At 71.7% G+C, this 23,729-nt stretch carries 20 protein-coding genes and 1 pseudogene; 16 read left to right on the top strand and 5 right to left on the bottom strand.

What is annotated here, in order from left to right; all coding sequences use genetic code 11:
- Positions 1 to 152: 152 nt before the first annotated feature.
- Positions 153 to 789: pseudogene (locus IEY89_RS30845) on the top strand (IS5 family transposase); the annotation flags it as partial.
- 53 nt (positions 790 to 842) lie between these two features.
- Here the strand turns inward: IEY89_RS30845 and IEY89_RS30840 are convergent.
- Positions 843 to 1,271: a DUF5959 family protein gene (locus IEY89_RS30840; RefSeq protein WP_189150806.1), complete on the bottom strand. Its 429-nt coding sequence runs from the start codon at positions 1,269 to 1,271 to the stop codon at positions 843 to 845.
- 542 nt (positions 1,272 to 1,813) lie between these two features.
- Here IEY89_RS30840 and IEY89_RS30835 point away from each other — a divergent pair.
- Genes IEY89_RS30835 through IEY89_RS30815 form a run of 5 tightly spaced genes read left to right on the top strand, consistent with a single transcriptional unit; the run spans position 1,814 to position 8,621 of the window.
- Positions 1,814 to 2,095: a hypothetical protein gene (locus tag IEY89_RS30835; RefSeq protein WP_189150805.1), complete on the top strand. Its 282-nt coding sequence runs from the start codon at positions 1,814 to 1,816 to the stop codon at positions 2,093 to 2,095.
- Positions 2,071 to 3,744: an NAD(P)/FAD-dependent oxidoreductase gene (locus tag IEY89_RS30830; RefSeq protein WP_189150804.1), complete on the top strand. Its 1,674-nt coding sequence runs from the start codon at positions 2,071 to 2,073 to the stop codon at positions 3,742 to 3,744. Before IEY89_RS30835 ends, IEY89_RS30830 begins: the two co-directional genes overlap by 25 nt.
- A gap of 11 nt (positions 3,745 to 3,755) precedes the next feature.
- Complete coding sequence (locus IEY89_RS30825) at positions 3,756 to 5,228, top strand: ATP-binding protein (protein ID WP_189150822.1); 1,473 nt, start codon at positions 3,756 to 3,758, stop codon at positions 5,226 to 5,228.
- Positions 5,225 to 5,575 carry a UBP-type zinc finger domain-containing protein gene (locus IEY89_RS30820; protein ID WP_189150803.1) on the top strand — a complete coding sequence of 117 codons (351 nt, stop codon included), beginning with the start codon at positions 5,225 to 5,227 and terminating at the stop codon, positions 5,573 to 5,575. The genes IEY89_RS30825 and IEY89_RS30820 overlap by 4 nt, the downstream gene beginning before the upstream one ends.
- Before the next feature lie 46 nt (positions 5,576 to 5,621).
- Positions 5,622 to 8,621 (top strand): helix-turn-helix transcriptional regulator, encoded by a 3,000-nt coding sequence (locus IEY89_RS30815; protein ID WP_189150802.1) that lies wholly within the window; start codon positions 5,622 to 5,624, stop codon positions 8,619 to 8,621.
- 26 nt (positions 8,622 to 8,647) lie between these two features.
- On the opposite strand, the gene IEY89_RS30810 is transcribed toward IEY89_RS30815, so the two are convergent.
- Positions 8,648 to 9,820, bottom strand: a complete 1,173-nt coding sequence (locus IEY89_RS30810; RefSeq protein ID WP_189150801.1) for an ROK family transcriptional regulator — start codon at positions 9,818 to 9,820, stop codon at positions 8,648 to 8,650.
- Positions 9,821 to 9,999: 179 nt separating this feature from the next.
- Between IEY89_RS30810 and IEY89_RS30805 the strand changes: the two genes are divergently transcribed.
- On the top strand, positions 10,000 to 12,129 hold the full coding sequence (locus IEY89_RS30805) for an alpha-galactosidase (RefSeq protein ID WP_189150800.1): 2,130 nt from the start codon (positions 10,000 to 10,002) through the stop codon (positions 12,127 to 12,129).
- A 113-nt stretch (positions 12,130 to 12,242) separates the two neighbouring features.
- The gene (locus IEY89_RS30800; protein ID WP_189150821.1) at positions 12,243 to 13,790 is read left to right on the top strand and encodes a CAP domain-containing protein; all 1,548 of its coding nucleotides are present in this window, start codon (positions 12,243 to 12,245) and stop codon (positions 13,788 to 13,790) included.
- 28 nt (positions 13,791 to 13,818) lie between these two features.
- On the opposite strand, the gene IEY89_RS30795 is transcribed toward IEY89_RS30800, so the two are convergent.
- Positions 13,819 to 14,634 (bottom strand): SAM-dependent methyltransferase, encoded by an 816-nt coding sequence (locus tag IEY89_RS30795; RefSeq protein ID WP_189150799.1) that lies wholly within the window; start codon positions 14,632 to 14,634, stop codon positions 13,819 to 13,821.
- Positions 14,635 to 14,810: 176 nt separating this feature from the next.
- Here IEY89_RS30795 and IEY89_RS30790 point away from each other — a divergent pair, with 176 nt between their 5' ends.
- The 7 genes from IEY89_RS30790 (at position 14,811) to IEY89_RS42030 (ending at position 21,637) form a co-directional block, all read left to right on the top strand.
- Positions 14,811 to 15,488: an AIM24 family protein gene (locus IEY89_RS30790; protein WP_189150798.1), complete on the top strand. Its 678-nt coding sequence runs from the start codon at positions 14,811 to 14,813 to the stop codon at positions 15,486 to 15,488.
- 184 nt (positions 15,489 to 15,672) lie between these two features.
- Positions 15,673 to 16,725, top strand: coding sequence for a tetratricopeptide repeat protein (locus IEY89_RS30785; protein WP_189150797.1), 1,053 nt, complete (start codon positions 15,673 to 15,675; stop codon positions 16,723 to 16,725).
- The gene (locus IEY89_RS30780; RefSeq protein ID WP_189150796.1) at positions 16,722 to 17,780 is read left to right on the top strand and encodes a polyprenyl synthetase family protein; all 1,059 of its coding nucleotides are present in this window, start codon (positions 16,722 to 16,724) and stop codon (positions 17,778 to 17,780) included. Before IEY89_RS30785 ends, IEY89_RS30780 begins: the two co-directional genes overlap by 4 nt.
- A gap of 203 nt (positions 17,781 to 17,983) precedes the next feature.
- Positions 17,984 to 19,663 (top strand): serine/threonine-protein kinase, encoded by a 1,680-nt coding sequence (locus IEY89_RS30775; RefSeq protein WP_189150820.1) that lies wholly within the window; start codon positions 17,984 to 17,986, stop codon positions 19,661 to 19,663.
- A 168-nt stretch (positions 19,664 to 19,831) separates the two neighbouring features.
- Positions 19,832 to 20,983, top strand: coding sequence for a hypothetical protein (locus tag IEY89_RS30770; RefSeq protein ID WP_229695488.1), 1,152 nt, complete (start codon positions 19,832 to 19,834; stop codon positions 20,981 to 20,983).
- A 274-nt stretch (positions 20,984 to 21,257) separates the two neighbouring features.
- Entirely contained in the window at positions 21,258 to 21,473 is a 216-nt protein-coding gene (locus IEY89_RS42035) for a DUF2238 domain-containing protein (protein ID WP_373287314.1), read from the top strand.
- Positions 21,449 to 21,637, top strand: coding sequence for a DUF2238 domain-containing protein (locus IEY89_RS42030; protein WP_373287313.1), 189 nt, complete (start codon positions 21,449 to 21,451; stop codon positions 21,635 to 21,637). The genes IEY89_RS42035 and IEY89_RS42030 overlap by 25 nt, the downstream gene beginning before the upstream one ends.
- On the opposite strand, the gene IEY89_RS30760 is transcribed toward IEY89_RS42030, so the two are convergent.
- Positions 21,622 to 22,122: a DUF6328 family protein gene (locus IEY89_RS30760; RefSeq protein WP_189150795.1), complete on the bottom strand. Its 501-nt coding sequence runs from the start codon at positions 22,120 to 22,122 to the stop codon at positions 21,622 to 21,624. The two genes, IEY89_RS42030 and IEY89_RS30760, sit on opposite strands and share 16 nt — an antisense overlap.
- Positions 22,123 to 22,277: 155 nt before the next feature.
- On the opposite strand from IEY89_RS30760, the gene IEY89_RS30755 reads away from it, so the two are divergent.
- Complete coding sequence (locus IEY89_RS30755; RefSeq protein ID WP_189150794.1) at positions 22,278 to 22,625, top strand: hypothetical protein; 348 nt, start codon at positions 22,278 to 22,280, stop codon at positions 22,623 to 22,625.
- Positions 22,626 to 22,643: 18 nt separating this feature from the next.
- On the opposite strand, the gene IEY89_RS30750 is transcribed toward IEY89_RS30755, so the two are convergent.
- The gene (locus tag IEY89_RS30750; RefSeq protein ID WP_189150793.1) at positions 22,644 to 23,627 is read right to left on the bottom strand and encodes an aldo/keto reductase; all 984 of its coding nucleotides are present in this window, start codon (positions 23,625 to 23,627) and stop codon (positions 22,644 to 22,646) included.
- Positions 23,628 to 23,729: the final 102 nt, after the last annotated feature.

The following is a 23,729-nucleotide window of genomic DNA, read 5'->3' as shown; positions in this document are numbered from 1 at the left end:
GGAAACCACAGCCCGCAGGGATGTGCCTGGCGGCGGCGCGTCAAGCTGCGGCGCGACTCCGATCTCCGCCTGGCTGCCCCGTCGCACCAAACGCCGGTGGCGCGCCGGGCCGTTGTGGGCCGGGCGCGCCGTCGTTTCACGGGCGGGGGAGGGTGGCTCGGCCGAAGCCGTGGGAAGTAGATGACCAGTTGTGGGCGGTGGTCGAGCCGTTGCTGCCCAGGGTTGAGCGTCGGGCCCGTCATCCGGGACGCAAGCGGCATCCGGACCGGTTGGTGTTCCAGGGCATTCTGTTCGTGCCGCACACCGGGATCGCCTGGGAACATCTGCCGCAGGAACTCGGCTTCGGTTCGGGTATGACCTGCTGGCGCCGCTTGGCCGAGTGGACCGAGGCCGGGGTGTGGCCCCGGCTGCACGAAGTTCTCCTTGCCAAGCTACGTGGCGCGGACGCCCTGGACTTCTCCCGTGCTGCGGTCGACGGTTCCACGTCCGGGCGTTAAAGGGGGTGCCAAGACGGGACGAAGCCCCGTTGACCGGGGTAGGACGGGCAGCAAGCATCATCTGATCACCGACGCCACCGGCATCCCCCTCGCCGCTACGTTGACCGGCGGCAACCGCAATGACGTCACCCAGCTGATCCCACTTCTCCAGGCCGTGCCGCCCGTGCGGGGCAAGCGTGGCCGGCCCCGGCGCCGCCCGGACGTAGTGCTCGGCGACCGCGGCTACGACCACGACAAGTACCGCCGGCTCGTCTGGGACCTCGGCGAGAAGCCGGTCATCGCCCGCCGGGGCACCCGTTCCTCACCCTCGGATGCGCGCTCATCTGCTGGCGGAGGCTTGCCTCCCTACGCTGACAGCAGCGGAACCCAGTGCTTCATCACCCGCTGAAGACGCTGTCGGTGGTCAGCGATCCAGTCGTCCGGCAGCACAAGCGGCACCCGAACGGTGACCATGGACCCCGACTCGTCCTCCACGACCACCTCCGGACAGTCACGCTCGCCGGTGAGTTGGATGAAGATCGACGGCCCACTGCTCATCTCCATCCAGGCAACATCCTCGCCAGCATCGAGCCTGTTCAGCGCATCCGCCCAGCTCTCCAGTCTCGAGGTGTACAGCGCCAAGTCAACACGGCCGGACACGAAAGGCGTCCTGACCTCGATCTCGGCTTCCAGCCCGGCGGACCACCTGGGATCACGCCCCAGAACGTTGACGGTGACGCTGTTCCCCTCATCATCAGCAAGAGAGACGAGCTCTCTCGGAACAATGTCGTCCACAGCTGCCCCTTCATCGCCGAATACCGAGAGATCCTCGCCCTGGCAGGGACGCCTCCGCCATTCCATTTGGTTAGGCGTTCTAAAGGCTGTTCGGACGAACTGTCGCTATCGAGGCCGCGTCCCTTGCACAAAGCACGTCACGCTGGCGATGACCGGGGCCGTTGTGGGGTGGTTGGAGTGGACGATCTTTGCGGTCACGTGTCTCTGCCTGTCCGGAGGGGGATTTGGCGCAGCGATCACCGTTGGAGCAGCATCCAAACAGAGTCCGCTGCGGTGGCCTTCATCGCAGAGCGACGGGGGTGCACAGCGGCAGCCTCAACGGTGGTACCTCAGGGAAGTCCGGACGGTACGGACGTTCGGCGTTCTTGCCCTGCTCGTACTGCCCGGTGCGGAGTGGTTCCTGTGGCAGACGTAGCCGCTCACGAGGTGGGAGGAGGCAACTCTCACGCCGGCATGGCCGGCTGCCGCAGGAGCACTCCCGATCACGGCAGCAGCTGCCAGGTCCGCTCTCTCGCCTGTGGCCGGTCGGCACTGCCCTCGCGATGACCTTCACCGCCGCCAAAGCCGTAGCCGCCGCGGCCCTCTTCATCGGCTGGGACCTGCTGGGCGCCCGATCCCTCAAGCCCGAGCGGCAGCTCAGCGCGTCGACCCTGTTCGACCTGGTCAAGCTCGCCTTCGGCGTGCTGGCTGGATCAGGGGCGCTGGTCGCTCTGGTGGTCGCCTACCCGCAGGTACTCACGTGCTGCCCGGATCACCGTTGCCGTCGCCATGGCCCCTCCCCCTCACGTACGGTCGTTCTATGGCACCTGAGAGGTCTACCGTAGGTGTAATCATGACCGTGGACGACGACCCCGGGGTGTCCCGGGCCGTCGCCCGTGACCTGCGGCGGCGCTACGGCGAGTCGTACCGCATCGTGCGCGCGGAGTCCGGCGAGTCCGCGCTGGACGCGCTGCGGGAGCTGAAGCTGCGCGGCGATCTGGTGGCGGTGATCCTGGCCGACTACCGGATGCCGCAGATGAACGGCATCGAGTTCCTCGAACAGGCCCTGGACGTCTACCCGGGCGCGCGGCGCGTGCTGCTCACCGCGTACGCGGACACCAACGCGGCGATCGACGCGATCAACGTCGTCGACCTCGACCACTACCTCCTCAAGCCCTGGGATCCGCCGGAGGAGAAGCTCTACCCGGTCCTCGACGACCTCCTGGAGGCGTGGCGGTGCAGTGACTTCCGGCCGGTGCCGAGTACCAAGGTGGTCGGTCACCGGTGGTCGGCCCGCTCGTCGGACGTACGGGAGTTCCTGGCCCGCAACCAGGTGCCGTACCGCTGGTACTCCACCGAGGAACCCGAGGGACAGCGGCTGCTCGCGGCCTGCGGTCAGGACGGGCAGCGGCTGCCGGTCGTGATCACGGCGGACGGTACGGCGCTCGTCGAGCCGGAGGTCCCGGAGCTGGCCGCGCGGGTGGGGCTGGCGACGACGCCCACGGCCGACTTCTACGACCTCGTCGTCATCGGCGGTGGGCCGGCCGGTCTTGGCGCGGCCGTGTACGGGGCCTCGGAGGGGCTGCGGACGGTACTGGTGGAGCGGTCGGCGACCGGCGGGCAGGCCGGGCAGAGTTCGCGGATCGAGAACTACCTGGGCTTCCCGGACGGGGTGTCCGGCGGTCAGCTCACCGACCGGGCACGGCGGCAGGCCACGAAGTTCGGCGCCGAGATCCTCTCCGCGCGCGAGGTGACCGGCCTGGAGGTGAGCGGCGCGGCGCGGCTCGTACGGTTCTCGGACGGGTCGGCGATCGCCGCGCACAGCGTGATCCTGGCGACCGGTGTGTCGTACCGGCAGCTGGAGGCGCCGGGCGCCACCGACCTGTCGGGCTGCGGGGTGTTCTACGGGTCGGCGCTGACCGAGGCCGCAGCCTGCCAGGGCCACGACGTCTACATCGTCGGCGGTGCCAACTCGGCCGGTCAGGCGGCGATGTACCTGTCCAGGGGCGCCAAGTCGGTCACCCTGCTGGTGCGCGGAGCGGACCTCACCGCGTCGATGTCGCACTACCTGATCCAGCAGATCGCCGAGTCGCCGAACATCTCGGTGCGGGCCGGCACGGTCGTCGAGTCCGCGCACGGCGGTGACCACCTGGAGCAGCTGACGTTGCGCGACACGGCGAGCGGGCAGACCGAACTGGTCGACGCGCAGTGGCTGTTCGTGTTCATCGGCGCGGCCCCGCTGACCGACTGGCTGGACGGCACGGTGCTGCGCGACGAACGCGGGTTCATCCTCGCCGGGCCCGATCTGACCGCCGACGGGCGGCCACCGGCGGACTGGGAGCTGGACCGGCCGCCGTACCACCTGGAGACCAACATCCCCGGCGTGTTCGTCGCCGGGGACGCGCGCGCGGAGTCCGCCAAGCGGGTCGCGTCCGCCGTCGGAGAGGGAGCCATGGCCGTGATGCTCGTCCACCGGTATCTGGAGCAGTCGTGATCGGCCGGCCGATGCCGTGCAGCACCGCGGAGATCGGGGCGCTGTTCCTGTTCGAGAAGCTGACCGCCGAGCAGCTCGGCAGGCTGTGCAGCGAGGGCCGGGTCGAACTGTTCGACCCCGGGCCGGTGTTCGCCGAGGGGGAGCCGGCCACCTGCTTCTACGTGATGATCGAGGGCACGCTGGTCATGTCGCGCCGGGTCGGCGGCGACGACGTCGAGGTGACCCGCACGTCCCAGCCCGGGGTGTACGCGGGAGCGATGCAGGCGTACCTCAATGAGGGGGCGCCGCAGAAGTACAAGAGCTCGATGCGGGTCACCGAGCCGACGCGGTTCTTCGTGCTGCCCGGCGACATGTTCGCGGCCGTCATGCAGGAGTGGTTCCCGATGGCGGTCCACCTCCTGGAGGGGCTGTTCTTCGGTTCGCAGACCACGCAGCGGGCCATCGGGCAGCGTGAACGGCTGCTCGCGCTGGGCTCGTTGTCCGCCGGGCTGACCCATGAGCTCAACAACCCGGCCGCCGCGGCCGTACGGGCCACGTCGTCGTTGCGCGACCGGGTGGCCCACATGCGGCAGAAGCTCGGGATCATCGCCTCGGGCCCCTACCACCGTGATGCGCTGAAGTCCCTGGTCGACATCCAGGAACGTACGGCCGAGCGGGTCGCCAAGGCGCAGGCGCTGAGCCCGCTGGAAGCGTCCGACCGGGAGGACGAGGTCTCCGACTGGCTCGACGACCACGGCATCCAGGGCGGCTGGCAGATCGCGCCGACCTTCGTGCAGGGCGGCCTCGACATCGACTGGCTGGAGCAGGTCGCGGCGGCCGTCGACGAGGAGATCCTCCAGGCTGCCATCGGGTGGCTCAACTACACGGTCGAGACCGAGCTGTTGATGTCCGAGATCGAGGACTCCACCACGCGCATCTCCCACCTCGTCGACGCCGCCAAGCAGTACTCGCAGCTGGACCGCGCCCCCTACCAGGTCGCCGACGTGCACGAACTCCTCGACAGCACCCTGCTGATGCTGTCGGGGAAGATGGGGTCACGCGTCAAGGTCGTCAAGGACTACGACCGTTCGCTGCCGAGGATCCCGGCCTACCCCGCCGAGCTGAACCAGGTGTGGACCAACCTGATCGACAACGCGGTCTCCGCCATCAACAGCGCGGGCGGGGAAGGGACGTTGACCGTACGGACGGCACTGGTGCACGACCGGCTGCTGGTGGAGTTCCGCGACACGGGCCCCGGTGTGCCGGCAGAGATCAAGGGCCGGATCTTCGACCCGTTCTTCACCACCAAGCCGGTGGGCGAGGGGACGGGGCTGGGGCTCGACATCTCCTGGCGGATCGTCGTCAACAAGCACCACGGCGACCTGAAGGTCGAGTCCGTACCCGGCGACACCCGCTTCCAGGTGCTGCTCCCCCTCACCGCCGCAGACCCCGAAACCGCCCCCGACCCGGCCGGGGCCTCCGACCCGGCCCAGGAGCCGTCATGACCAAGGACACCGGAATCGACCCCAGCGTCCCGCCCAGCGGTGCCGGATGCGTCGAGTGCGACGCCGTCGGCGGCTGGTGGTTCCATCTGCGGCGCTGCGCCCAGTGCGGCCACATCGGCTGCTGCGACGACTCGCCCGCCAAGCACGCCACCGGCCACTTCCGGGACACCGGTCATCCGGTGATCCGCAGTTACGAGCCGGGCGAGGCCTGGTTCTGGAACTTCGAGACGTCCGAACTGTTCGAGGACGGTCCGCCTCTCGCTCCCCCGACCGGCCACCCGGCCGACCAGCCCGCCCCGGGACCCGCGGGACGCGTCCCGGCGAACTGGGCGGAGACACTGCGCTGAGATCTGGCCGACCCACGCTGTCAGTGGTACGTGCCAGGATTGATCCGTGCCGCAGAACCTGTTCGACACCCCGATCATCGGCCGCGACGACGAGCTGACCCGTCTCTCCGGTGTGCTGGACCGCGCCCGCGTCCGTGAACCGCGTGCCGTGCTCATCGCCGGGGACGCCGGGGTGGGCAAGACGAGGGTGCTGGCGGAAGCCGCCGGGCGGGCCTCCGCCGGCGGGATGACCGTGCTCACGGGACACTGTGTCGATCTCGGGGACGTCGGTCTGCCGTATCTGCCGTTCACCGAGATCCTGGGGGTACTGGCGGCCGACGAGCGGTTCACGGGGGCGTTCGCCGCGCATCCCGTGGTCGGGCGGTTGCTCGGCGGCGGCGCGGAGGACGGGGTGGCGGACGCCGGTGGGCGGCTGCGGCTGTTCGAGGGGATGGCCGGGCTGCTGGCCGCCGCCACCGAGGTCGCTCCGCTGCTGCTCGTCCTGGAGGACCTGCACTGGGCCGATCAGTCATCCCGCGATCTGCTGCGGTTCCTGCTCAGCCGGGGTGTGCTCCAGGGGCCCACGGGCGGCGCGCCCGGCCATCGGCTCGCGGTGTTCGCGTCGTACCGCGCGGACGACCTCCATCGGCGTCATCCGCTGCGCCCGCTCCTCGCGGAGCTGGTGAGGCTGCCCGCCGTGGAGCGGCTGGAGCTGCGGCCGATGGCCGACGCCGAGGTGGCCCGGCTGGTGCGCGCCCTGGGCGAGAGGCCACTGCCCGACACGACCGTCCGCCGGATCGTCGAGCGTGCCGAGGGCAACGCCTTCTACGCGGAGGAACTGCTCGCGGCCACCGACACGGAGTCCGGCGGCGTACCCAGCGGGCTCGCCGACGTCCTCCTCATCCGCTTCGAGCAACTCTCCGACACGGCTCAGCAGGTGCTGCGTACGGCCGCGGTCGCCGGGCGGCGCGTCGAGCACGAACTGCTGAGCGACGCGGTCCAGCTGCCTCAGGACGAGCTGGAGTCGGCGCTGCGCGAAGCGGTCGGACGGCAGCTCCTCGTCCCCGGCGAGGGCAACACGTACTCCTTCCGGCACGCGCTCGCCCGTGAGGCCGTCTACGCCGATCTGTTGCCGGGCGAGCGGTCGCGACTGCACGGGGCGTTCGCGCGACTGCTGGCCGGGCGGGGCCGTCCTGCCGAAAGCGCGGCGGAACGCGCTCACCACTACCGGGAGAGCCACGATCCGGCCGAGGCGCTGACGGCGTCGATCGAGGCCGCCGATCACGCCCACGGCGTCGGCGCGCCCGCGGAGGAGCTGCGGCATCTGGAGGCCGCCCTCGATCTCTGGCCGGCGGTGGAGGCGGGCGCCCGTCCCACGGGCGAGGGCCTGGACTCGGTGACGCTGATGCTGCGGGCGTCCGCCGCGGCGGCGCACGCCGGGGAGTCGCATCGCGCGGTGTCGCTCACCCGGGCGGCGCTCGACGGAGTCGGCCAGGACACGGACGCCGAACTCGCGGCCCGCGTCCGCTACACGCTCGCCGACAACCTGATGGGCATCGACCACCTGTCGGCGGCGTTCGCGTACAGCAGTGAGGCGCTCGCCCTGATCCCGGCCGAGCCCCCGTCGCGGACCTGGGTGTGGGCGGCGGCCACCCATGTCATGGCGGCACGGCAGATGGGCGACAATGACACCGCGCTGCGGGTCGCCCGGCAGGCCCTCGCCGTCGCCGAGGAGCTTCAGGCCCTCGACGCGCAGGCCGACCTCATGATCTCCGTGGCCGCTCTCCAAACAGGGGGCCGTCGCACGCCCGAGGGCCGCGAGAAGCTCCGGGAGGCCCGTGAACTGGCCCGGCGGGCGGGTTGTCCACCGGTGGAGATGCGGGCGCTGTTCAATCTCGCGATCGGCTGCTTCGAGTCCGGTCTGCTGGAGGAGAGCCTGCCGTGGCTCTCCGAGGGCCTGGACCGTGCCCGCCGCGCCGGTCTCCTCTCCTCGCTCTACCCCCTGGAGATGCGCTATCTGCACTCCATGGTGCTGTACACGCTCGGCCGTTGGGACGAGTGCGCCAGCGCGGCGGCGGCCGGCACCGAGGTGCTCCCCGTGGCCGCCGGTTTCGTGACGGGGCCTTCGCTGTACGTGGCACTGGCACGCGGTGACGTGGGCGCCGCAGACCGCGCCCGGGCTCTCCTCGACGGCCCGTTCGACTGGATGGCCACGCTGGTCGCGGGCATCGTACTCACGGACGCCGCCGCCCTGGCGGGGGACCCGGAGGCGGCCGTGGAGCGCGTGCACAGCACGGTGAAGGCGCTCACCGACGACGCCGGGGCGCTTCCGGAGGTCGCGGTCCGGCTCGCCGCCCTCGCCCTGGCCGCCGTCGCCGACACGGCCGTCCGGCTGCGCCGGTCCGGCGACGAGGCGGGGACACTGCGCTGGACGCACACGGCGACCGAGCTGCTGGAGCTGGCCCGGTCCCGGGCCATGAAAGGCCGCGACGGCACCCCGCAGGGCCCGGAAGGTCTGGCCTGGCTGGCCCGTGCGGAGGCCGAGTGGGCACGGGCGACGGCCGGTCCCGAAGCCGAGGCCTGGGAGCGGGCGGTCACGGCGTTCGGCTTCGGCGAGGTCTATGAACAGGCGCGCTGCAGAAGGCGGTTCGCCGAAGCCCTGCTGGCGGACGACCGCCGTGAGGAGGCGTTCGCGCAGGCCCGCGCGGCCCGTGAGACGGCGGTACGTCTGGGCGCCGCGCCCCTGCTCCGGGAGGTGGACGCCCTGATCCGCCGGGGCCGCCTCACGGAGCCCTCCTCCGCCGATGATCCCGGGTCCGCCTCGACACCCCTCACCGCCCGTGAGCAGGACGTGCTGCGACTGCTCGCCCTCGGGCGCAGCAACCGTCAGATCGGCGAGGACCTGTTCATCAGCGGCAAGACGGCCAGCGTCCACGTCTCCAACATCCTGGCCAAGCTGGGCGCCGCGAGCCGCGGGGAGGCGGTGGCGGTCGCCTACCGGGAAGGGCTGATCCCGGCGGTGTCGAAGGCAGCGACCGAGGCACAGCCGACGCCCCATTCACGCTGACCTCGAAGTTCTCCCCGGCCTGTCGGCTACTGGTCGGCCCGGATGAAGGACCGGATCGCCGTCGCCGCCGCTCCGCGCGCCCATTCCTCGAAGGGCAGCGGCCGGGTCAGCAGCTCGCACCGGGTGGCGGAGCCGAAGGCGCCGGCGGTGAACGCCTCGCGGATCTGCTCGGCGAACAGGTCGTACGCGGCCAGCCCCTCGCCGGAGATGATCACGCGCTCGGGGCCGAGCAGGTTGGCCACGGTGGCGATGCCCCGCCCGATCGCCTCACCGGCCCGCGCGTACACCTCCCGCGCTCCGGGGTGGCCCGCGTGGGCCACGGCGACGGCCTCGGCGCTGTCGGTCACCGAGGTGCCCGTGACCTCCCGGACCCGGGCGACGATCTCCGCGTCCCCCGCGAACGCCTGGAGGCAGCCGCGCCGGCCGCAGTGACAGGGCGGGCCCGCCGGATCGACGACGACGTGCCCGATCTCACCGGCCACCCCGTGCACCCCCGCGACCACCCGCCCGTGGACCACCAGCCCGCAGCCGATGCCCGCGCCGACGGTCACCACGGCGAAGTCGGAGAGCCCCACCCCGGCGCCGAACCACTGCTCGGCGACGGTGAGCGCCCGCACATCGTTGTCGACCGTGACGGGCAGCCCGGTGGTCATGGCGGCGAGTTCTGCGAGCGGCACGTCACGCCAGTCGAGGAACGGCGAGTAGCGCACGACGCCCTCCGCGCGGTCGACCTCTCCCGCGACGGCGATCCCACAGCCCAGCACCGGCACCCCGAAGCCGTCCGCCTCGGTGAGCAGCTCCCGCACCAGCTCGGCGACCGAGGCCAGCACCGCCTTGGGGGCCCGGGCGGTCAGCGGTACGTCCCGGGCGACACGGACGCGGCAGCACAGGTCGGTGAGTACGCCGAAGATCTCACCGCCGGTGATCTTGATGCCGATGAACAGTGCCCGGCCGCCGTCGACGCGTACGAGGTTCGCCGGGCGCCCCAGCACAGGGCGGGTCTCGACATCCGCGTCCTCGACCAGGTAGCCGGCCTCGATCAGCGGGCGGACCGCCTTCGTGACGGCGGCGGCGGACAGCCCCGCACGCCGGGCCGCGTCGGCGCGGGTGAGGGGGCCGTGGGACAGGACCGTGGTGAAGATCTGCGAGGCGGCCGGCGTACGGGCCGGAAACACCTCGGCACGGAAGGTCGAGGGCATGGCCCGGAACCTAGGTCGCTTATTTTCCCCTGTCAATGAAAGAAGCCTCGATGAGACGAACCAGCACTGCGGGCCCATCTAGACTTGCGAAAGGCCGACACAGGCATCCCGTTGACACATGATCCATGGTCTCGCCCGGACTCCCCCGGGCAACGCCAGTTCCACGAACGTGAGGCACCATGCCGCTGATCTCCCACTCCCCGGACACCGGGGTCTGGCTGCTGACCACACCGCGCACGTCGTACGCGCTGCGGATCGACGAGACCGGCGCGCCGTGTCATCTCGCGTGGGGGCCACGGCTGACCCTGGCGGAGGCGGGCGCGCTGGCCGGCCGGGCGCAGGACACGGTGAGCAGCTTCGAGGGACGGCCTCCGGTGGGTGAGGAACTCCCCGTCGACGGCGGCACCCGCTACGGCCCGCCCTCCCTCCAGGTCCGGTACGCGGACTCCTCCCGAGGCTTCGAGTGGGTGCCGACCGGTCACCGCGTCCTCGAACCGGCGCCCGGAGTGAGCGAGCTGGTGCTGGAGTTCCGCGACCGCCTCTACCCTCTCGATGTCGCGCTGCACTACACGGTCCGCGCCGACACCGATGTCGTCGAGCGCCGGACCGTGGTGCGCAACGCCGGTGAGGAGCACGTCGATCTCCTGCGCGCCGACTCCGCCGCGTGGACGCTGCCGCCGCTGCGGGACTACCGGCTCAGCCATGTCACCGGACAGTGGTCGGCCGAGAGCCAGCTGCGGCGCGACACGCTGCCGTTCGGCGAGACGGTGCTGACCAGCCGACGCGGTATCACCAGCCACCACGCCAATCCGTGGGTGATGCTCGACGCGGGCGAGGCGACGGAGGAGCACGGCCGGGTGTGGAGCGCGGCCCTTGCCTGGAGCGGGAGTTGGCGGATCACCGCGCAGCGCACCCCCGACGGGCTGGCCGGGTTCACGGGGGGCGTCGGCCACGAGGGGACGAGCGTGCCGCTCGCGCCGGGTGAGGAGTTCACGACGCCGGTGTTCGCCGGGCTGTGCACGGACGGCGGGTTCGGGGCGGCGAGCCGCGCCTGGCACACGTACACGACGACCCATGTGCTCCCCCGGGCACGGGAGTTGGCGCCGGTGCTCTACAACTCGTGGGAGGCCACCGGCTTCGACGTCGACGAGGCGAGCCAGAAGGCGCTGGCCGAGCGGGCCGCCCTGCTCGGGGTGGAGCTGTATGTCGTCGACGACGGCTGGTTCGGGGCCCGGCGCAGTGACCGGGCGGGGCTGGGCGACTGGACGCCGACTCCGGAGCGCTTCCCCGAGGGGCTGGGGCCGCTGGCCGGCTCCGTGCACCGGCTCGGGATGCGGTTCGGGATCTGGGTCGAGCCGGAGATGGTCAATCCGGACAGCGCGCTGTACCGCGAGCACCCCGACTGGGTACTGCACGTTCCCGGCCGGGCCCGTACCGAGATGCGCAACCAGCTCGTCCTGAACTTCGCACGGGACGAGGTGGCGGAGTGGGCGTACGGCTGGCTGACCCGGCTGGTCGGGGACCACGGGGTCGACTTCCTCAAGTGGGACATGAACCGCGCGTTCGGCGAGTCGGGCTGGCCCGGGCAGCGGGACGGCAACGACCGCCTGTGGACGCGGTACGTGGCGAATCTGTACGACGTCATCGACCGGCTGCGCGCCGATCATCCCGGGCTGCGGGTGGAGACGTGCAGCGGGGGCGGGGGCCGGGTCGACCTCGGCATCCTCTCCCGTACGGACCAGGCGTGGACGTCCGACAACACGGATGCCGTGGACCGGCTGGTGATCCAGCACGGCTTCGGCCAGGTGTATCCGGCGCGCGCCATGTCGGCGTGGGTGACCGACGTGCCCAATCAGCTCACGGCGCGTTCGGTGCCGCTGCGGTTCCGTTTCCACGCGGCTATGTGCGGGCTGCTCGGTATCGGGGGTGACCTCACACGCTGGTCCGAGGAGGAGCTCGCGGAGGGCGCGGCGCTGGTCGCCGACTACAAGAAGGTGCGGCATCTGGTGCAGCACGGTGACCTGTACCGGCTGTCGGGGCCGCTCGGCGAGGAGCCGACGGTGGTCCAGTACGTCGGCGAGGACGCGGCCGAGGCCCTGGTGCTGGGCTTCCGGTACGGCCCTCGGCACGGTCTCCCGCGGGTTCCGGTGCGGCTGCGGGGCCTGACGCCCGGCGCCCGGTACCGGGACGCGCGCACGGGTGTCGTCCACCACGCGAACGTGCTCGGCGAGTACGGGATGCTGCTCGACCTCGCACCCGGCGGCTGGTCCAGCACGGCCGTGCACCTGGTACGCGTCGAGGAGGTGTAGCGGCCGGTTCCCCGGCCGGCTGTCGTCGGCCGGGGAACCGCGGCGCCCTGGCCGGGCGTTACAGGGACAGCGCCCCCATGGGGCACGCACACCACGACCCCAGGGCAGGCGCGATGAGCGAGTTGGTCCCCGGGGGCAACACGCCCCTTCCGGGCGGCACCCTCACGCTCCGGGTGCCGGGCCCCTTCGACGTGAGCGCGCTGGTGACGGACGACGGCGGCAAGGTCGGCGGCGACGCCGACTTCGTGTTCTACAACCAGCCGACGGCACCGGGAGCCAGGCTGCACGGTGACACCCTCACCGTCGACCCGGCAGCCCTGCGCCCCGGCGCCACCCGGGTGACGGTGGTGGTCAGCGCCGCCGACCCCGGCACGGCACTGGGTCGGCTGCCCGCACCCGCACTCCACGTCACCGGCCCCGGAGGCCGCGCGCTCGCCCGGTTCACACCCGCGCGCCCGCAGCGGGAGACGGTACTGCTGCTGGCGGAGCTGTACCGGCGGGGCGCGGGCTGGAAGCTGCGCGCGCTGGGTCAGGGGTACGCGGACGGGCTGGCGGGCCTCGCCCGGGACTTCGGGGTGGATGTCGCGGACGACGCCTCCTCTGCCTCGGGCTCGGGCTCGTCAGGGGCTGCCGCACCGCCCGTGGGGCCACCGGGACCGACGGCAGGTGTGCGCCTGCGTACACCGACCCGGCTGTCCGACGCCGCCTCCCGGCTCTCGGGCGCGGCCTCCCGTCTGTCGGAGGCGGCTTCCCGGCGGTCCCGGTCGAGCGGCGCGCCGACACCGGCCGGCGATGCCGGGCGGGCCCGCTCGGCCGCCGTGTCTGCCGCCGGCGCGTCGCCGGGGACGGTGCACCCGGCCGCCGGAGGACCGGGCCTCCTCTCCCCCGCCGACGGGTTCCTCGGCCTCGTCAACTCCGCCCGGGCCACTGCCGGTTCCCCACCCGTCTCCCTCGACGCGCGGCTCCGCGCCGCAGCCCAGGCGCACGCCGCCGGCATGGCCTCGGCCGGCCGTCTCGGCACCGAGAGCAGGGACGGCACCTCCGTCCACCAGCGCGTCACCGCCACCGGATACACGTATCTGACCGTCGGCGAGCACCTGGTCTCCGGACCGCGTACGCCCGAGGAGTTCGTCGACTACTGTCTGCGCACCGAGCAGGCCCGGCGCACCCTGCACGACCCGGCGTTCACCCAGGTCGGCCTGGCGTGCGTCACCGGGTCCCGCACGGGTGACACGTACTGGACGGCCCTCTGGGCCCGCCCCCTCATGCCCGGAGACCTGGCGCGAACAGCCGTCGAGGTCACGGATCTCACCAACCGGGAGCGGACCCGGGCCGGGCTGCCGCCGCTGGCCACCGACGCCCTGCTCACCCGTGCCGCGCAGGCGCACAGTACGGACATGGTGGTCCGCGCGTTCTACTCGCACACCGGGCCCGACGGCAGCCGGCCGTGGGACCGGGCCGCCGCGGCGGGGTCCACGCGGCGGACGATCGGCGAGAACATCGCGTGCGGGCAGCGCTCCGCCGCCGAGGTCGTGGAAGGGTGGATGAACAGCCCCGGACACCGCGCCAACATCCTCAAGCGGGAGTTCACGCACATAGGGATCGGCTTCGCGGGTGGTGGCAAGGCCGGCACGTACTGGACGCAGCTCTTCGGCGCGTGAGCGTCCCCTTCCTGTGGCCCACGCCCGACTACGGCTTGCGGGCGACGCCGCCCAGGGCGATCACCTCTCCGGTCGCGGCGGCCGCCCCGGGATCGGGGCGCCAGTCGGTGATGGGGACGACGCCGGGGGCCAGCAGCTCCAGCCCGTCGAAGAAACCCGCGAGTTGCTGCGGGCTCCTCAGGTAGTAGGGGGAAGCCCCGCTCTCGTTGTAGAGCCGGGTGGCCTCGGCGTTGGCCTTGTTGGTGTCCACGCTGTCGTTGAAGGCGAGGAAGCTGCCCGACGGCAGGGCGTCCATCAGCGCGCGGACGATGGCCCGCGCCTCGTCGTAGTCGGCGATGTGCCCGCTGACCTGCATCAGCGTCAGGGCGACCGGTCGGCCGAGGTCCAGGGTCCGCGCCGCCTCCCGGAGGACGGTGTCGGGGTCGTGCAGGTCGGCGTCGACGTAGTCGGTCACGCCCTCGGGGGAGCTGGTGAGCAGGGCCTCGGCGTGGGTCAGGACGAGGGGGTCGTTGTCCACGTAGACGATGCGGGCGTCGGGGGCCACGCGCTGGGCGATCTCGTGGGTGTTGTCCGCCGTGGGGAGGCCGGTGCCGATGTCGAGGAACTGCCGGATCCCGGCCTCGCCCGCCAGTTGGCGCACGGCGCGGCCGAGGAAGGCGCGGGAGTCGCCTGCGAGGTCGGTGATGCCGGGGAAGATCTCGCGGAAGGCGTCGCCGGCCTCGTGGTCGACCGGGTAGTTGTCCTTGCCGCCGAGCCAGTAGTTCCAGATCCGGGCCGAGTGCGGCACCGTCGTGTCGATCTTCTCCGGCGCCTGTGTGCCGGGGGCGGACGAGTCCTGCGTCACCGGGCAACCTCCTTGTGGGGAACCGTAGTTGGCCCTGCCCTACAACGTAGCCTCACCGGCACCGTCGATGACGGTTCGTCCGAACATGAAGGGCCCTCCGGCCTCCTTTGGCCGGGTTCTGCCCTTTCCGCGCGTTCTCCTGGCGGAACGCGCACCTTCCGGGACACGATGCCCGCATGAAGGGTGACCTGTTTTCCAGTGAGTACATGGTGCAGCCGGCCACAGCGCCCGGCATGACCGCCGAGAACGCCAAGTGCATCAAGTACGCCGTCAACGGCGAGATGTTCGCGCGGCAGGGCGCGATGATCGCCTTCCGCGGCAACCTCCAGTTCGAGCGCAAGGGACAGGGCGTCGGCGGGATGCTGAAGCGTGCTGTCACGGGTGAGGGCCTGCCCCTGATGGCGGTGCGCGGACAGGGCGAGGCCTGGTTCGCGCACGAGGCGCAGAACTGTTTCATCGTCGAGATCGACCCGGGTGACGTCTTCACGGTCAACGGCCGCAACGTGCTGTGTTTCGACGCGACGCTGACGTACGAGATCAAGACGGTGAAGGGGGCGGGGATCAGCGGTGGGGGGCTGTTCAACAGCGTTTTCACCGGGCAGGGGCGGCTGGGGCTGGTGTGCGAGGGCAATCCGCTGGTGATTCCGGTGTCGCCGCAGTATCCGGTGTACGTCGACACGGACGCGGTCGTGGGCTGGTCGGCCGGTCTCCAGACGTCCCTGCACCGTTCGCAGTCCTTCGGTTCGATGATCCGCGGCGGTTCCGGCGAGGCCGCCCAACTGATGCTCCAGGGTGAAGGGTTCGTCGTCGTGCGGCCGAGTGAGGCGACTCCGCAGAAGGCCCAGCAGCACTGAGACGACCACGAACTCGCGTCCCAAAACGTGATCTGAGTCGCACAGGCAACCTCAGCGCCGTCGCTCACGTCTTGATCGATGACAACGACGAGAACACGGCGCCGCCCCGGCCCGATCGGCCGGGGCGAACTTTCGGCGCACTATACACATCATGTATACGCTGGGCGTATACCGAAAGGGTTGCATGTACGGCAAGGCTTTCGCCCCGGAGTACCAGGGCGCGCTCACCAGCCTCTCGGTGAACTCCTCCCTGGTCGACGTACTCGCCGCGGGCACCGAGCAGTTGGCCGCCGCCGAGCGGGCCGGGCGGCGCGGCGAGGCCGCCCGTTCCGGACTCGCGGTCGCCGAGGCGCACCGGCGGCTCGGTCAGGTGGGCGACGCCGACCGGGCCTGGAAGGCCAGTTACCGCGCGGCCAGGGCGGCCGGGGACACGGCGGCGATGGCGTGGGCGCTGTGGAGCGGCGGCACGCTGGCCCGCCAGCGCGGCGCGTTCGCGCTGGCCCGGCGACTGCTGGGGCTCGCGGCGGAACTCGGCGAGCGCGGCGGCGACATCGTCGTCCGCGGATATTCGCTCGCGGGGCTGGCCGAGACAGGACGTATCCAGGGCGACTACGAGGCGGTCGGCCGGCTGCACGAGCAGTTGCTCGCCGAGGCCCGCAGGCGCGGTGAGGCACGGCACACCGTGTGGGCGCTGGAGGGCATCGCGCAGATGCACCGCAACACCGGCTCGTACGACACCGCGTACGCCATGTTCGAGGAGGCCGCCGGGATCGCCGCCCGGGCCGACGACCGGCGTGGGCACGCCTGGGCGTTGCGCGGGCTCGCCGACATCGTGTCCGTGCGCGACGGGGACACCGAACGCGCCCTCGCTCTGCTCTCGGAGGCGGAGGAGAGCTGCACGGCGATGAACCTGTCGAGCGCACTGGCCTACAACCACAAGATGCGCGGCAACGTCTGCTACCGCGCCGGGCGTTACACCGAGGCCCGCGACCTCTACGTCCAGGCCCTGGCCGAGTTCCGCGCCATGAGCGAGCCGCGCGGCGAGGCGCTGTCCCGCCTCGGTCTCGTCAAGTCCCTGGCCCGCCTGGGCCAGGACCGTACCGAGACGGCCGCCGAACTCGCCGAACTGGCCCGCGATCTGGAGCGCATCGGGCTGCGGCACGCCCGCGCGATGGTGGCGCGGGCACAGACCGAACTCGGCCTCGACTCGGACACGGACACGGAGGCCGTGCGATGACGCCGTCGGCCTCCGAGGTCCTGGCACCGACAGCCCCGTCCGTGCCCCAGCTCCTCGAACGGTGCCGTGACCTGGTGCGTCCGGCGCTCACCGAAGCCGTCGAACGGCTGCATCCCTGGCTGGGCGAGATGGCCGCGTACTCCTTCGGCTGGTGCGAGATGGGCGGTGCACCCGTCGACGCGTCCGGCGGCAAGGGCGTACGCCAGGCACTGGCCGTGCTCGGCGCGGAGGCGGCCGGGGCACCCGCGCGGTCCGGGGTCGCGGCGGCGGTCGCCGTGGAGTTGGTGCACACCTTCTCCCTGCTGCACGACGACATCATGGACGGGGACCCGCTGCGGCGCCGCCGCGCCACGGTGTGGAAGGCGTACGGCACCGGCCCGGCCGTCCTCGCGGGCGACGCGCTGTTCGCGCTGGCCGTGGAAACCCTCGCGCGGACGCCGGGCGGCCCGGCGGGGATGCGGCTGCTGTCGGCGGCGCTGACGGACGTGGTGTCCGGGCAGGCCGACGACCTGCTGTTCGCCGCCCGCCCGTGGACCGGGCCCGAGCGGGTGCGACCCGAGGAGTACCGGACCATGGCCGAGCGCAAGACGGGAGCGCTGCTCGGCTGCGCACTCTCGCTGGGAGCCGCGCTGGGTGGCGCCCCACCGGCGACGACGGCCGCCCTGGAACGGGTGGGACGGCATGCCGGGACCGCCTTCCAGATGGTCGACGACGTGCTGGGCATCTGGGGCGACCCCGCCGTCACCGGCAAGCCCGTCCACGGCGATCTCCGCGAGCGCAAGAAGTCGTACCCGGTCCTGGCTGCGCTCGACGCGCCGGTCCCGGCCGCCCGGCGGCTCGCCAGGCTGCTGGAGTCGGTCGACACGCCCGACGAGGCCCTCGCACGACGGGCGGCGGCGCTCGTCCTGGAGGCGGGCGGCCGTACGGCGGCCCTCGCCCAGGCCCGACGGCACCTCGCCGCGGTCGAAAGCGGCCTGGCCGACCTGCCCCTGGCCGGGCCGGCGGCCGACGAGCTGCGGGCGCTCCTGGGCTTCCTGGTGCGCCGCGAGCTGTGAGGCGGGCGAGGATCCGGTGGGGAGATCCGGTGCGGGCCGCCATCTCAAGGCCGGTGAATTCCCCCATTTCTTCGCACACCTGATCGCCGCAGATGAATAAAAGGAGAATCGGGCCCGGGAGTTGCGGAATATTTGAACAGACCCCGTCGCACCCCTCGTACCACTGGGAAAGGTGAGAGCCAGGTGTTCAGCGAGGGATGGCCATGGTCAAGGCGCACGTCTCCACACACGAGTTGGTGGCCGGAAGGTACCGACTCCTCGATGTCGTCGATCGCGAAACGAACCGGGTCTCCTGGTACGGCGAGGACACCGCATCCGAGCGCCCGGTCGTCCTCACCCAGATCCAGCTCCCGCCAGATCCCCGGGAGCAGACCGCCCGCCGGGCCATCGCCCGGGTGACGCGCGCGTCCGAGATCCTCGGGCTGGTGCTGCCCGGCCGGGTGGCCGCCGTGATCGACGTCGTCGAGGAGTTCGGCACCCTGTGGACGGTCGCCCAGTGGATCGACGGCACACCGCTCAGTGAACTCCTCGAACGACAGGGCACCTTCAACTACGTGCGTGCGGCGCGGATCGCCCTCGAAGTCCTGGACGCGCTGGAGGCCGCGCACCGCGAGGGCATCGTGCACGGCGAACTCAGTCCCGGCCAGGTGTTCGTGCGGGACCAGGGCCCGGCCGTGGTGACCGGCTTCGGCCTGGCGGGCGCCACGTCCGCGTCCCGGGTCGGCGCACCCTCGTACGCCTCGCCCGAGCAGGCCCACGGCGCGCGCCCCGACCCGTCGGACGACCTGTGGGCGGTCGGTGCGCTCCTCTACGCGATGGCCGAGGGACGGCCGCCCTTCCGTGACCGCGGACGGCCCGACGCCACGCTCAAGGCTGTCGACCGGCTGCCGCTGCGCAGCCCGGTCCGCGCCGGCCCTCTCGCCCAGGTCATCCAGGGGCTGCTGCGCAAGAGCGCCCGGGAGCGGCTGACCGCTCCGGTGGCGCGGGACGCCCTGCTCCGCGTCATCAGGGACGAACCCGAAACCTCGGACGAACCGGTGCCCTCGGCCCGGCTGCGCGGCGCCGGCGCCACCGTCGCCGCGCGACGCGCCGGCCGGAACCTGAACAGGCACGGCCCCCGCAGGATCGTCCTCGTCGGTGCCGCTCTGGCGGCCGTCACCGTCGCCGTCCTCGCGACGACGGACAACCTGCCCGGCATCGACGCCTCGGCGTCCGGCGCGGACACCACCCCGCCGGTCGTCGCCCCGGTTCCGTCCCTCCCCTCCACCGGCGGGAACACCGCCCTCCCCGACCGGACCCCCGAACCGAGCACCGCCCCCTCCGCACCACCCTCCCCGACGCCCTCGGCACCACCGGCCACGTCTCCCGCGCCCGCCCCCACCCCCACTCCCTCGGCCACCGGGGGCACCGCCGAAGCGCTGCCCGCGGGGTTCCGGGTGTACAACGCCCCGGAAGGGTTCTCCGTCGCCCTCCCCCAGGGGTGGAAGCGGCTGAGCGAGGACGTCTCCCCCGGCAACGTCGCCTACCGCATCGTGTTCGGCGCCGACGACGACCCGCGGACCCTGACCGTCACCTACAGTCAGCGGCTGCGGCCCGACCCTGTGGCCGTGTGGCGCGACGACGTCGAACCCGGCCTGAAACAGGCGGACATCGGCTTCCAGCGGATCGGCGCGATCCGGGCGACGACCTATCGGGGCCGGAGCGCGGCCGACATGGAGTGGCTGTCCGACGTCGAGGGCACCCGGATACGTACCCTCGGCCGGGGCTTCCTCACCGGCGAGAACACGGGCTACTCCCTGCGCTGGACGACACCCGCCGCCGACTGGAACGACACCGCCAACCGGCAGGCGCTGGACGCCTTCCTGCGGACCTTCAGAGAGTGAACCGCGTACCTTCTTGGCCGGGTACACGTGTCCACCACCGGGTGTGCGGACACGGTGACAGGCGGGAAACGGGGTCGGGCCCGGTCTGTCAAAGCATCGTCAATGCGCGCATATAGGCTGCCTGTCTGCACCTTCGCAGTCCGTCCAGCCTGCCCGGGAGAGTCACCTGTGACCGTAGCGATCGCCCCGTCCGAAACGTCGGAGATGCCTGAGCCCGCCGAGACACCCGAGGTGACACCCGTTTCCTCCGTGTCCGAGGAGTTCGCCGGGTCCGAGTGGTCCGAGCCGTCCGCCGAGCCCGACGAGTCCGTTGACGCTCCCCTCGACGCCGCCGATGTGTCCCCCCTCGTGGCGCGCGACGCCCAGGAGTTCGGGGCCTACGCGCGAACCGGGGGCTGGGCCTTCGGGCTGAAGGTGGCGCGGAGTGTGCGGCCCGGTGGCCAGCCCGCCGGTGAGACGCCGAAGGTGTCCGCCAAGGAGTTCGCCGCTCTCGCCGACTGCTCGCCCGAGCGGGTCATGCGCTACTACAAGGCCTGGGACAAGGCCGCCGACGACGGTGTCGTCCCGCACTTCGAGGCGCTGGCCCCGGGCGCGGAGGTCGAACTCCCGGGCGCCGACCTGTGGCTCACGTACTACAGCTCGCGTTCCAGCGCCGGTTCGGAGCGCGGCACCGCCATCACCGAGGCCGCCGAGGCGGAGGGCATCCGGCCGACCAAGGCGCTGGAGGTCGCGGAGAACCCCACCGCCCTGCGGGCCGCGATCATGGCCGACCCCTCGACCGCCCGTGCCGCCCGGCACGCACTGCTCGACCGGATCAAGGAAGACCCGGATCTCCAGGCCGAGTTGGCGCGCGACATCGTCCGCACCGACGACCTGAAGAAGGCCGTGGCCTCCGAGTCCCGGTCGGCCGACCGCGTCGGATACGTCCGCCAGATCGCCGAGTCCGGCCAGGTCAAGACACCTGCCGGCCAGACCATCGACGCGCCCGTCGATCTGCGTCAGGAGGCCGAGCGGCATCTGTCCCTCCTCGACGAGCTGGACGAGGACGAGGACACCGGCGAGTGGGCGACCGAGGCCTACGACACCCTCAAGAACCTCGTCGTCGAGGCCGTCGAGGCCGATCCCGAACTGCGTGTCCAGGAGCGGCGGACGAAGTTCTACAGCAGCCTGACGAAGGCCACGAAGGCGTTCGAGGAGCTGACCTTCGACGATGTCCAGGAGTTCGCCGAGGACGACATGGTCCAGCAGCTGGAGGAACTCCAGGAGGCCATCGCCTCGTGCATCACGGCCCTGCGCGGAGCACGCACCTCCTCCGCGTGACGCCTGAGGACACGGGCGGCCCCGGGCATGAGCAGTCCTCCTCATGCCCGGGGCCGGAACGCTCCGCCACGATGACGCTCCATCACAAGGAGCGTTCCGATGCCCGCACTTGACGACATCTCCCGCACTGTCCCGACGACCCACCGACGCGCCGGGACGGTGATCGTCCTGACCTGGCGGCGCTTCCCGCTCACGAACCTGCTGTGCCGCCTGCTGGCACTGCACGCCCTCGTCTTGATGGTCGGCGGCCTACTACACCTACGCACAGGTCCCGCTGGGCGACTGGGCGCGCGACACGTTCGGCCTCGACCGCGACCCGTACGACCGGCTCGGCCACCTCATGCAGGGCTTCGTGCCGGCCCTGCTCGTACGGGAGCTGCTGAGCCGTACGTCACCGCTGCGAGGCAGCCGCCGGCGGCGCCGCTCACCGTGTGCGCCTGCCTCGCCTTCAGTGCTCTGTTCGAGATGTTCGCGTGGGCGACGGCCGTGATCGGTGGCGCCGCCGCCGACGACTTCCTGGCCACGCAGGGCGACGTGTGGGACACGCGGTGGGACATGTTCCGCGCGACGATCGGGGCGACCCTCTCGCTGCTCCTGCTGAGCCGCGTCCACGACCGCCGGCTCGCGGTGCTGCGCGCTCAGTCCTCGGTGTAGCGGTAGCGCGTCCACAACGGCAGCACGAACCAGCAGGCCAGGTACCAGGCGAAGATTCCCCCGACCAGCCAGGGCACGTACCCGTCATGGGTGGCCACCCTGAGGACGAGCAGCAACGCCGAGGTCATCGTGGCGAGCAGCAGCACCAGACCGATGAAGGTCAGACGCGACGCCCAGCGCACGGCCTCGGGTTTCACCTGCCGGCCGGAGACGATCCGGTGCAGGGCGACCGGACTTATCAGGGCGCCGGTAGTGGTGGCGCCCAGCACGACGGTGATGATGTAGATCGCGTGGTCCGTGGCGCCCAACTGCTCGTACCTGGCGGTGAACACGACGGTCAGCAGGAAACCGAACAGGATCTGCACACCCGTCTGGGCGACCCGGACCTCCTGGATGAGCTCGCCCCACTTGCGGTCGGCCCGCTCCTCCTTGGTCTCGTCCCGTCCCCGGTCGAGCGTGCCGCCCCCGCGCTGGGTGTCCGCCATGGTTCCTCCTGGCCTCCGCGTTCTGACATTCCTATCCGGATCCGGGTTCCCCGTCGAGCCGGATTCGATCAGATCGCGACCGGGCGGTTTGGCAGATCGGCGGAGCGGTTACCCGACGTGCACCACAGTGACCACGTCGAAAAGGAGGTCCGACCATGTCCGGTACGCAGCTCACCCTCACGGTCAGCGGCGGCAGCGCCGCCGACGCGCAGACGGTCGTACGAGCCCTGGAGTCGGCCTTCGGCCCCGCGGACGAGTCCCCGGGGAACGACGGAGGGCAGTCCACCGTGCACACGGCGGCGTTCACCGTCGGTACGGAAGACCTCGCGCCCAGCAGGCCGACGGAGACGCCCCTGTCGGCGCCGGTGACGGTCACCGTGCAGGGCACGCCCGCCGCCGTCCGCCGCGCGAGCGACACCCTCGCCGGCGCTTTCACCACCCAGGACCGGGGCAGCGTCTCCGGCGACCAGGAACAGGAACAACAGCTGTTCCTGGAGCCGTGACCCACGTACGTCGATCCGCTACCAGCGGCTCTCCACCTGCGCCTTGATCCGGCGCTCGTAGAGGTCCCCGATCGCGGTGAGCGTCTCCTGCGACAGCGGCGGCAGAGCCGCTGTCGCGGCGTTGGCGAGGGCCTGCTCGGCCGAGCGGGCACCCGGGATCACCGTGGTCACACCGGGCTGCTGGAGGATCCAGCGCAGGGCCAGCTGCGCCGGGGTGTACCCCTCCGGGGCCAGGGCGGAGAACTCGGCCGCCGCCTCGACGCCGGTCGCGTAGTCGACACCGGAGAAGGTCTCGCCCTGGTCGAAGGACTCGCCGTGGCGGTTGTAGGTGCGGTGGTCGTTGTCGGGGAACACCGTGTCCTTGGTGTACTTGCCCGACAGCAGGCCCGAGGCGAGCGGGACCCGGGCGATGATGCCGACGCCCGCCTTCTCCGCGGCCGGCAGCACCTCGGCCAGGGGCTTCATGCGGAACGCGTTGAGGATGATCTGCACGCTGGTCACGCCCGGGCGGGCGATCGCGGTGAGGGCCTCCTCGCAGGTCTCGACGCTGACGCCGTACCGCGCGATGCGCTCCTCCTCGACCAGGGTGTCCAGGGCGTCGAAGACCTCGTCGGAGGAGTACACGGGGGTCGGCGGGCAGTGCAGCTGGACCAGGTCGATCCGGTCGACGCCGAGGTTGCGCCGCGAACGGTCGTTCCAGGCACGGAAGTTGTCGAGGACGTAGTTCTCCGGGAGCTGGTCGACCCGGCGGCCCATCTTGGTCGCGACCAGTACGTCCAGCTCGGGCCTGCCGCGCAGGAAGGTGGCGATGGTCTGTTCGCTGCGTCCGTCGCCGTACACGTCGGCGGTGTCGAAGAAGGTGACCCCAGCCTCGACCGCCGCGTCCAGCACCGCGAGGGCGTCCTTGTCCTCCACCTCGCCCCAGTCGGCGCCCAGCTGCCACGTTCCGAGGCCGATGACCGACGCCCGCTGACCCGACCTACCGATTACACGCTCGTCCATGGCGCCAGTGTGTCACCCGTGCGCAGGTCCGGGCGGACGGGGCCCACCCGGACCCCGCCAAACCCCCACGCCTCCACTTCACCCGCACGAGTGAATTGATGA

The sequence above is a fragment of the Streptomyces lacrimifluminis genome, from assembly GCF_014646095.1.
Classification (GTDB): Bacteria; Actinomycetota; Actinomycetes; order Streptomycetales; family Streptomycetaceae; genus Streptomyces; species Streptomyces lacrimifluminis.
This window is presented reverse-complemented; position numbering and strand designations above follow the sequence as displayed.

What these genes read in the sequence shown, in the direction of transcription:
- IEY89_RS30755 (WP_189150794.1), top strand. Translation starts at nt 22,278, where the DNA reads ATGTCCGGTACGCAGCTCACCCTCACGGTCAGCGGCGGCAGCGCCGCC.
- IEY89_RS42030 (WP_373287313.1), top strand. Translation starts at nt 21,449, where the DNA reads ATGTTCGCGTGGGCGACGGCCGTGATCGGTGGCGCCGCCGCCGACGAC.
- IEY89_RS30835 (WP_189150805.1), top strand. Translation starts at nt 1,814, where the DNA reads ATGACCTTCACCGCCGCCAAAGCCGTAGCCGCCGCGGCCCTCTTCATC.
- IEY89_RS30820 (WP_189150803.1), top strand. Translation starts at nt 5,225, where the DNA reads ATGACCAAGGACACCGGAATCGACCCCAGCGTCCCGCCCAGCGGTGCC.
- IEY89_RS30830 (WP_189150804.1), top strand. Translation starts at nt 2,071, where the DNA reads ATGGCACCTGAGAGGTCTACCGTAGGTGTAATCATGACCGTGGACGAC.
- IEY89_RS30775 (WP_189150820.1), top strand. Translation starts at nt 17,984, where the DNA reads ATGGTCAAGGCGCACGTCTCCACACACGAGTTGGTGGCCGGAAGGTAC.
- IEY89_RS30750 (WP_189150793.1), bottom strand. Translation starts at nt 23,627, where the DNA reads ATGGACGAGCGTGTAATCGGTAGGTCGGGTCAGCGGGCGTCGGTCATC.
- IEY89_RS30790 (WP_189150798.1), top strand. Translation starts at nt 14,811, where the DNA reads ATGAAGGGTGACCTGTTTTCCAGTGAGTACATGGTGCAGCCGGCCACA.
- IEY89_RS30805 (WP_189150800.1), top strand. Translation starts at nt 10,000, where the DNA reads ATGCCGCTGATCTCCCACTCCCCGGACACCGGGGTCTGGCTGCTGACC.
- IEY89_RS30780 (WP_189150796.1), top strand. Translation starts at nt 16,722, where the DNA reads ATGACGCCGTCGGCCTCCGAGGTCCTGGCACCGACAGCCCCGTCCGTG.
- IEY89_RS30785 (WP_189150797.1), top strand. Translation starts at nt 15,673, where the DNA reads ATGTACGGCAAGGCTTTCGCCCCGGAGTACCAGGGCGCGCTCACCAGC.
- IEY89_RS30810 (WP_189150801.1), bottom strand. Translation starts at nt 9,820, where the DNA reads ATGCCCTCGACCTTCCGTGCCGAGGTGTTTCCGGCCCGTACGCCGGCC.
- IEY89_RS30760 (WP_189150795.1), bottom strand. Translation starts at nt 22,122, where the DNA reads ATGGCGGACACCCAGCGCGGGGGCGGCACGCTCGACCGGGGACGGGAC.
- IEY89_RS30800 (WP_189150821.1), top strand. Translation starts at nt 12,243, where the DNA reads ATGAGCGAGTTGGTCCCCGGGGGCAACACGCCCCTTCCGGGCGGCACC.
- IEY89_RS30825 (WP_189150822.1), top strand. Translation starts at nt 3,756, where the DNA reads ATGCCGTGCAGCACCGCGGAGATCGGGGCGCTGTTCCTGTTCGAGAAG.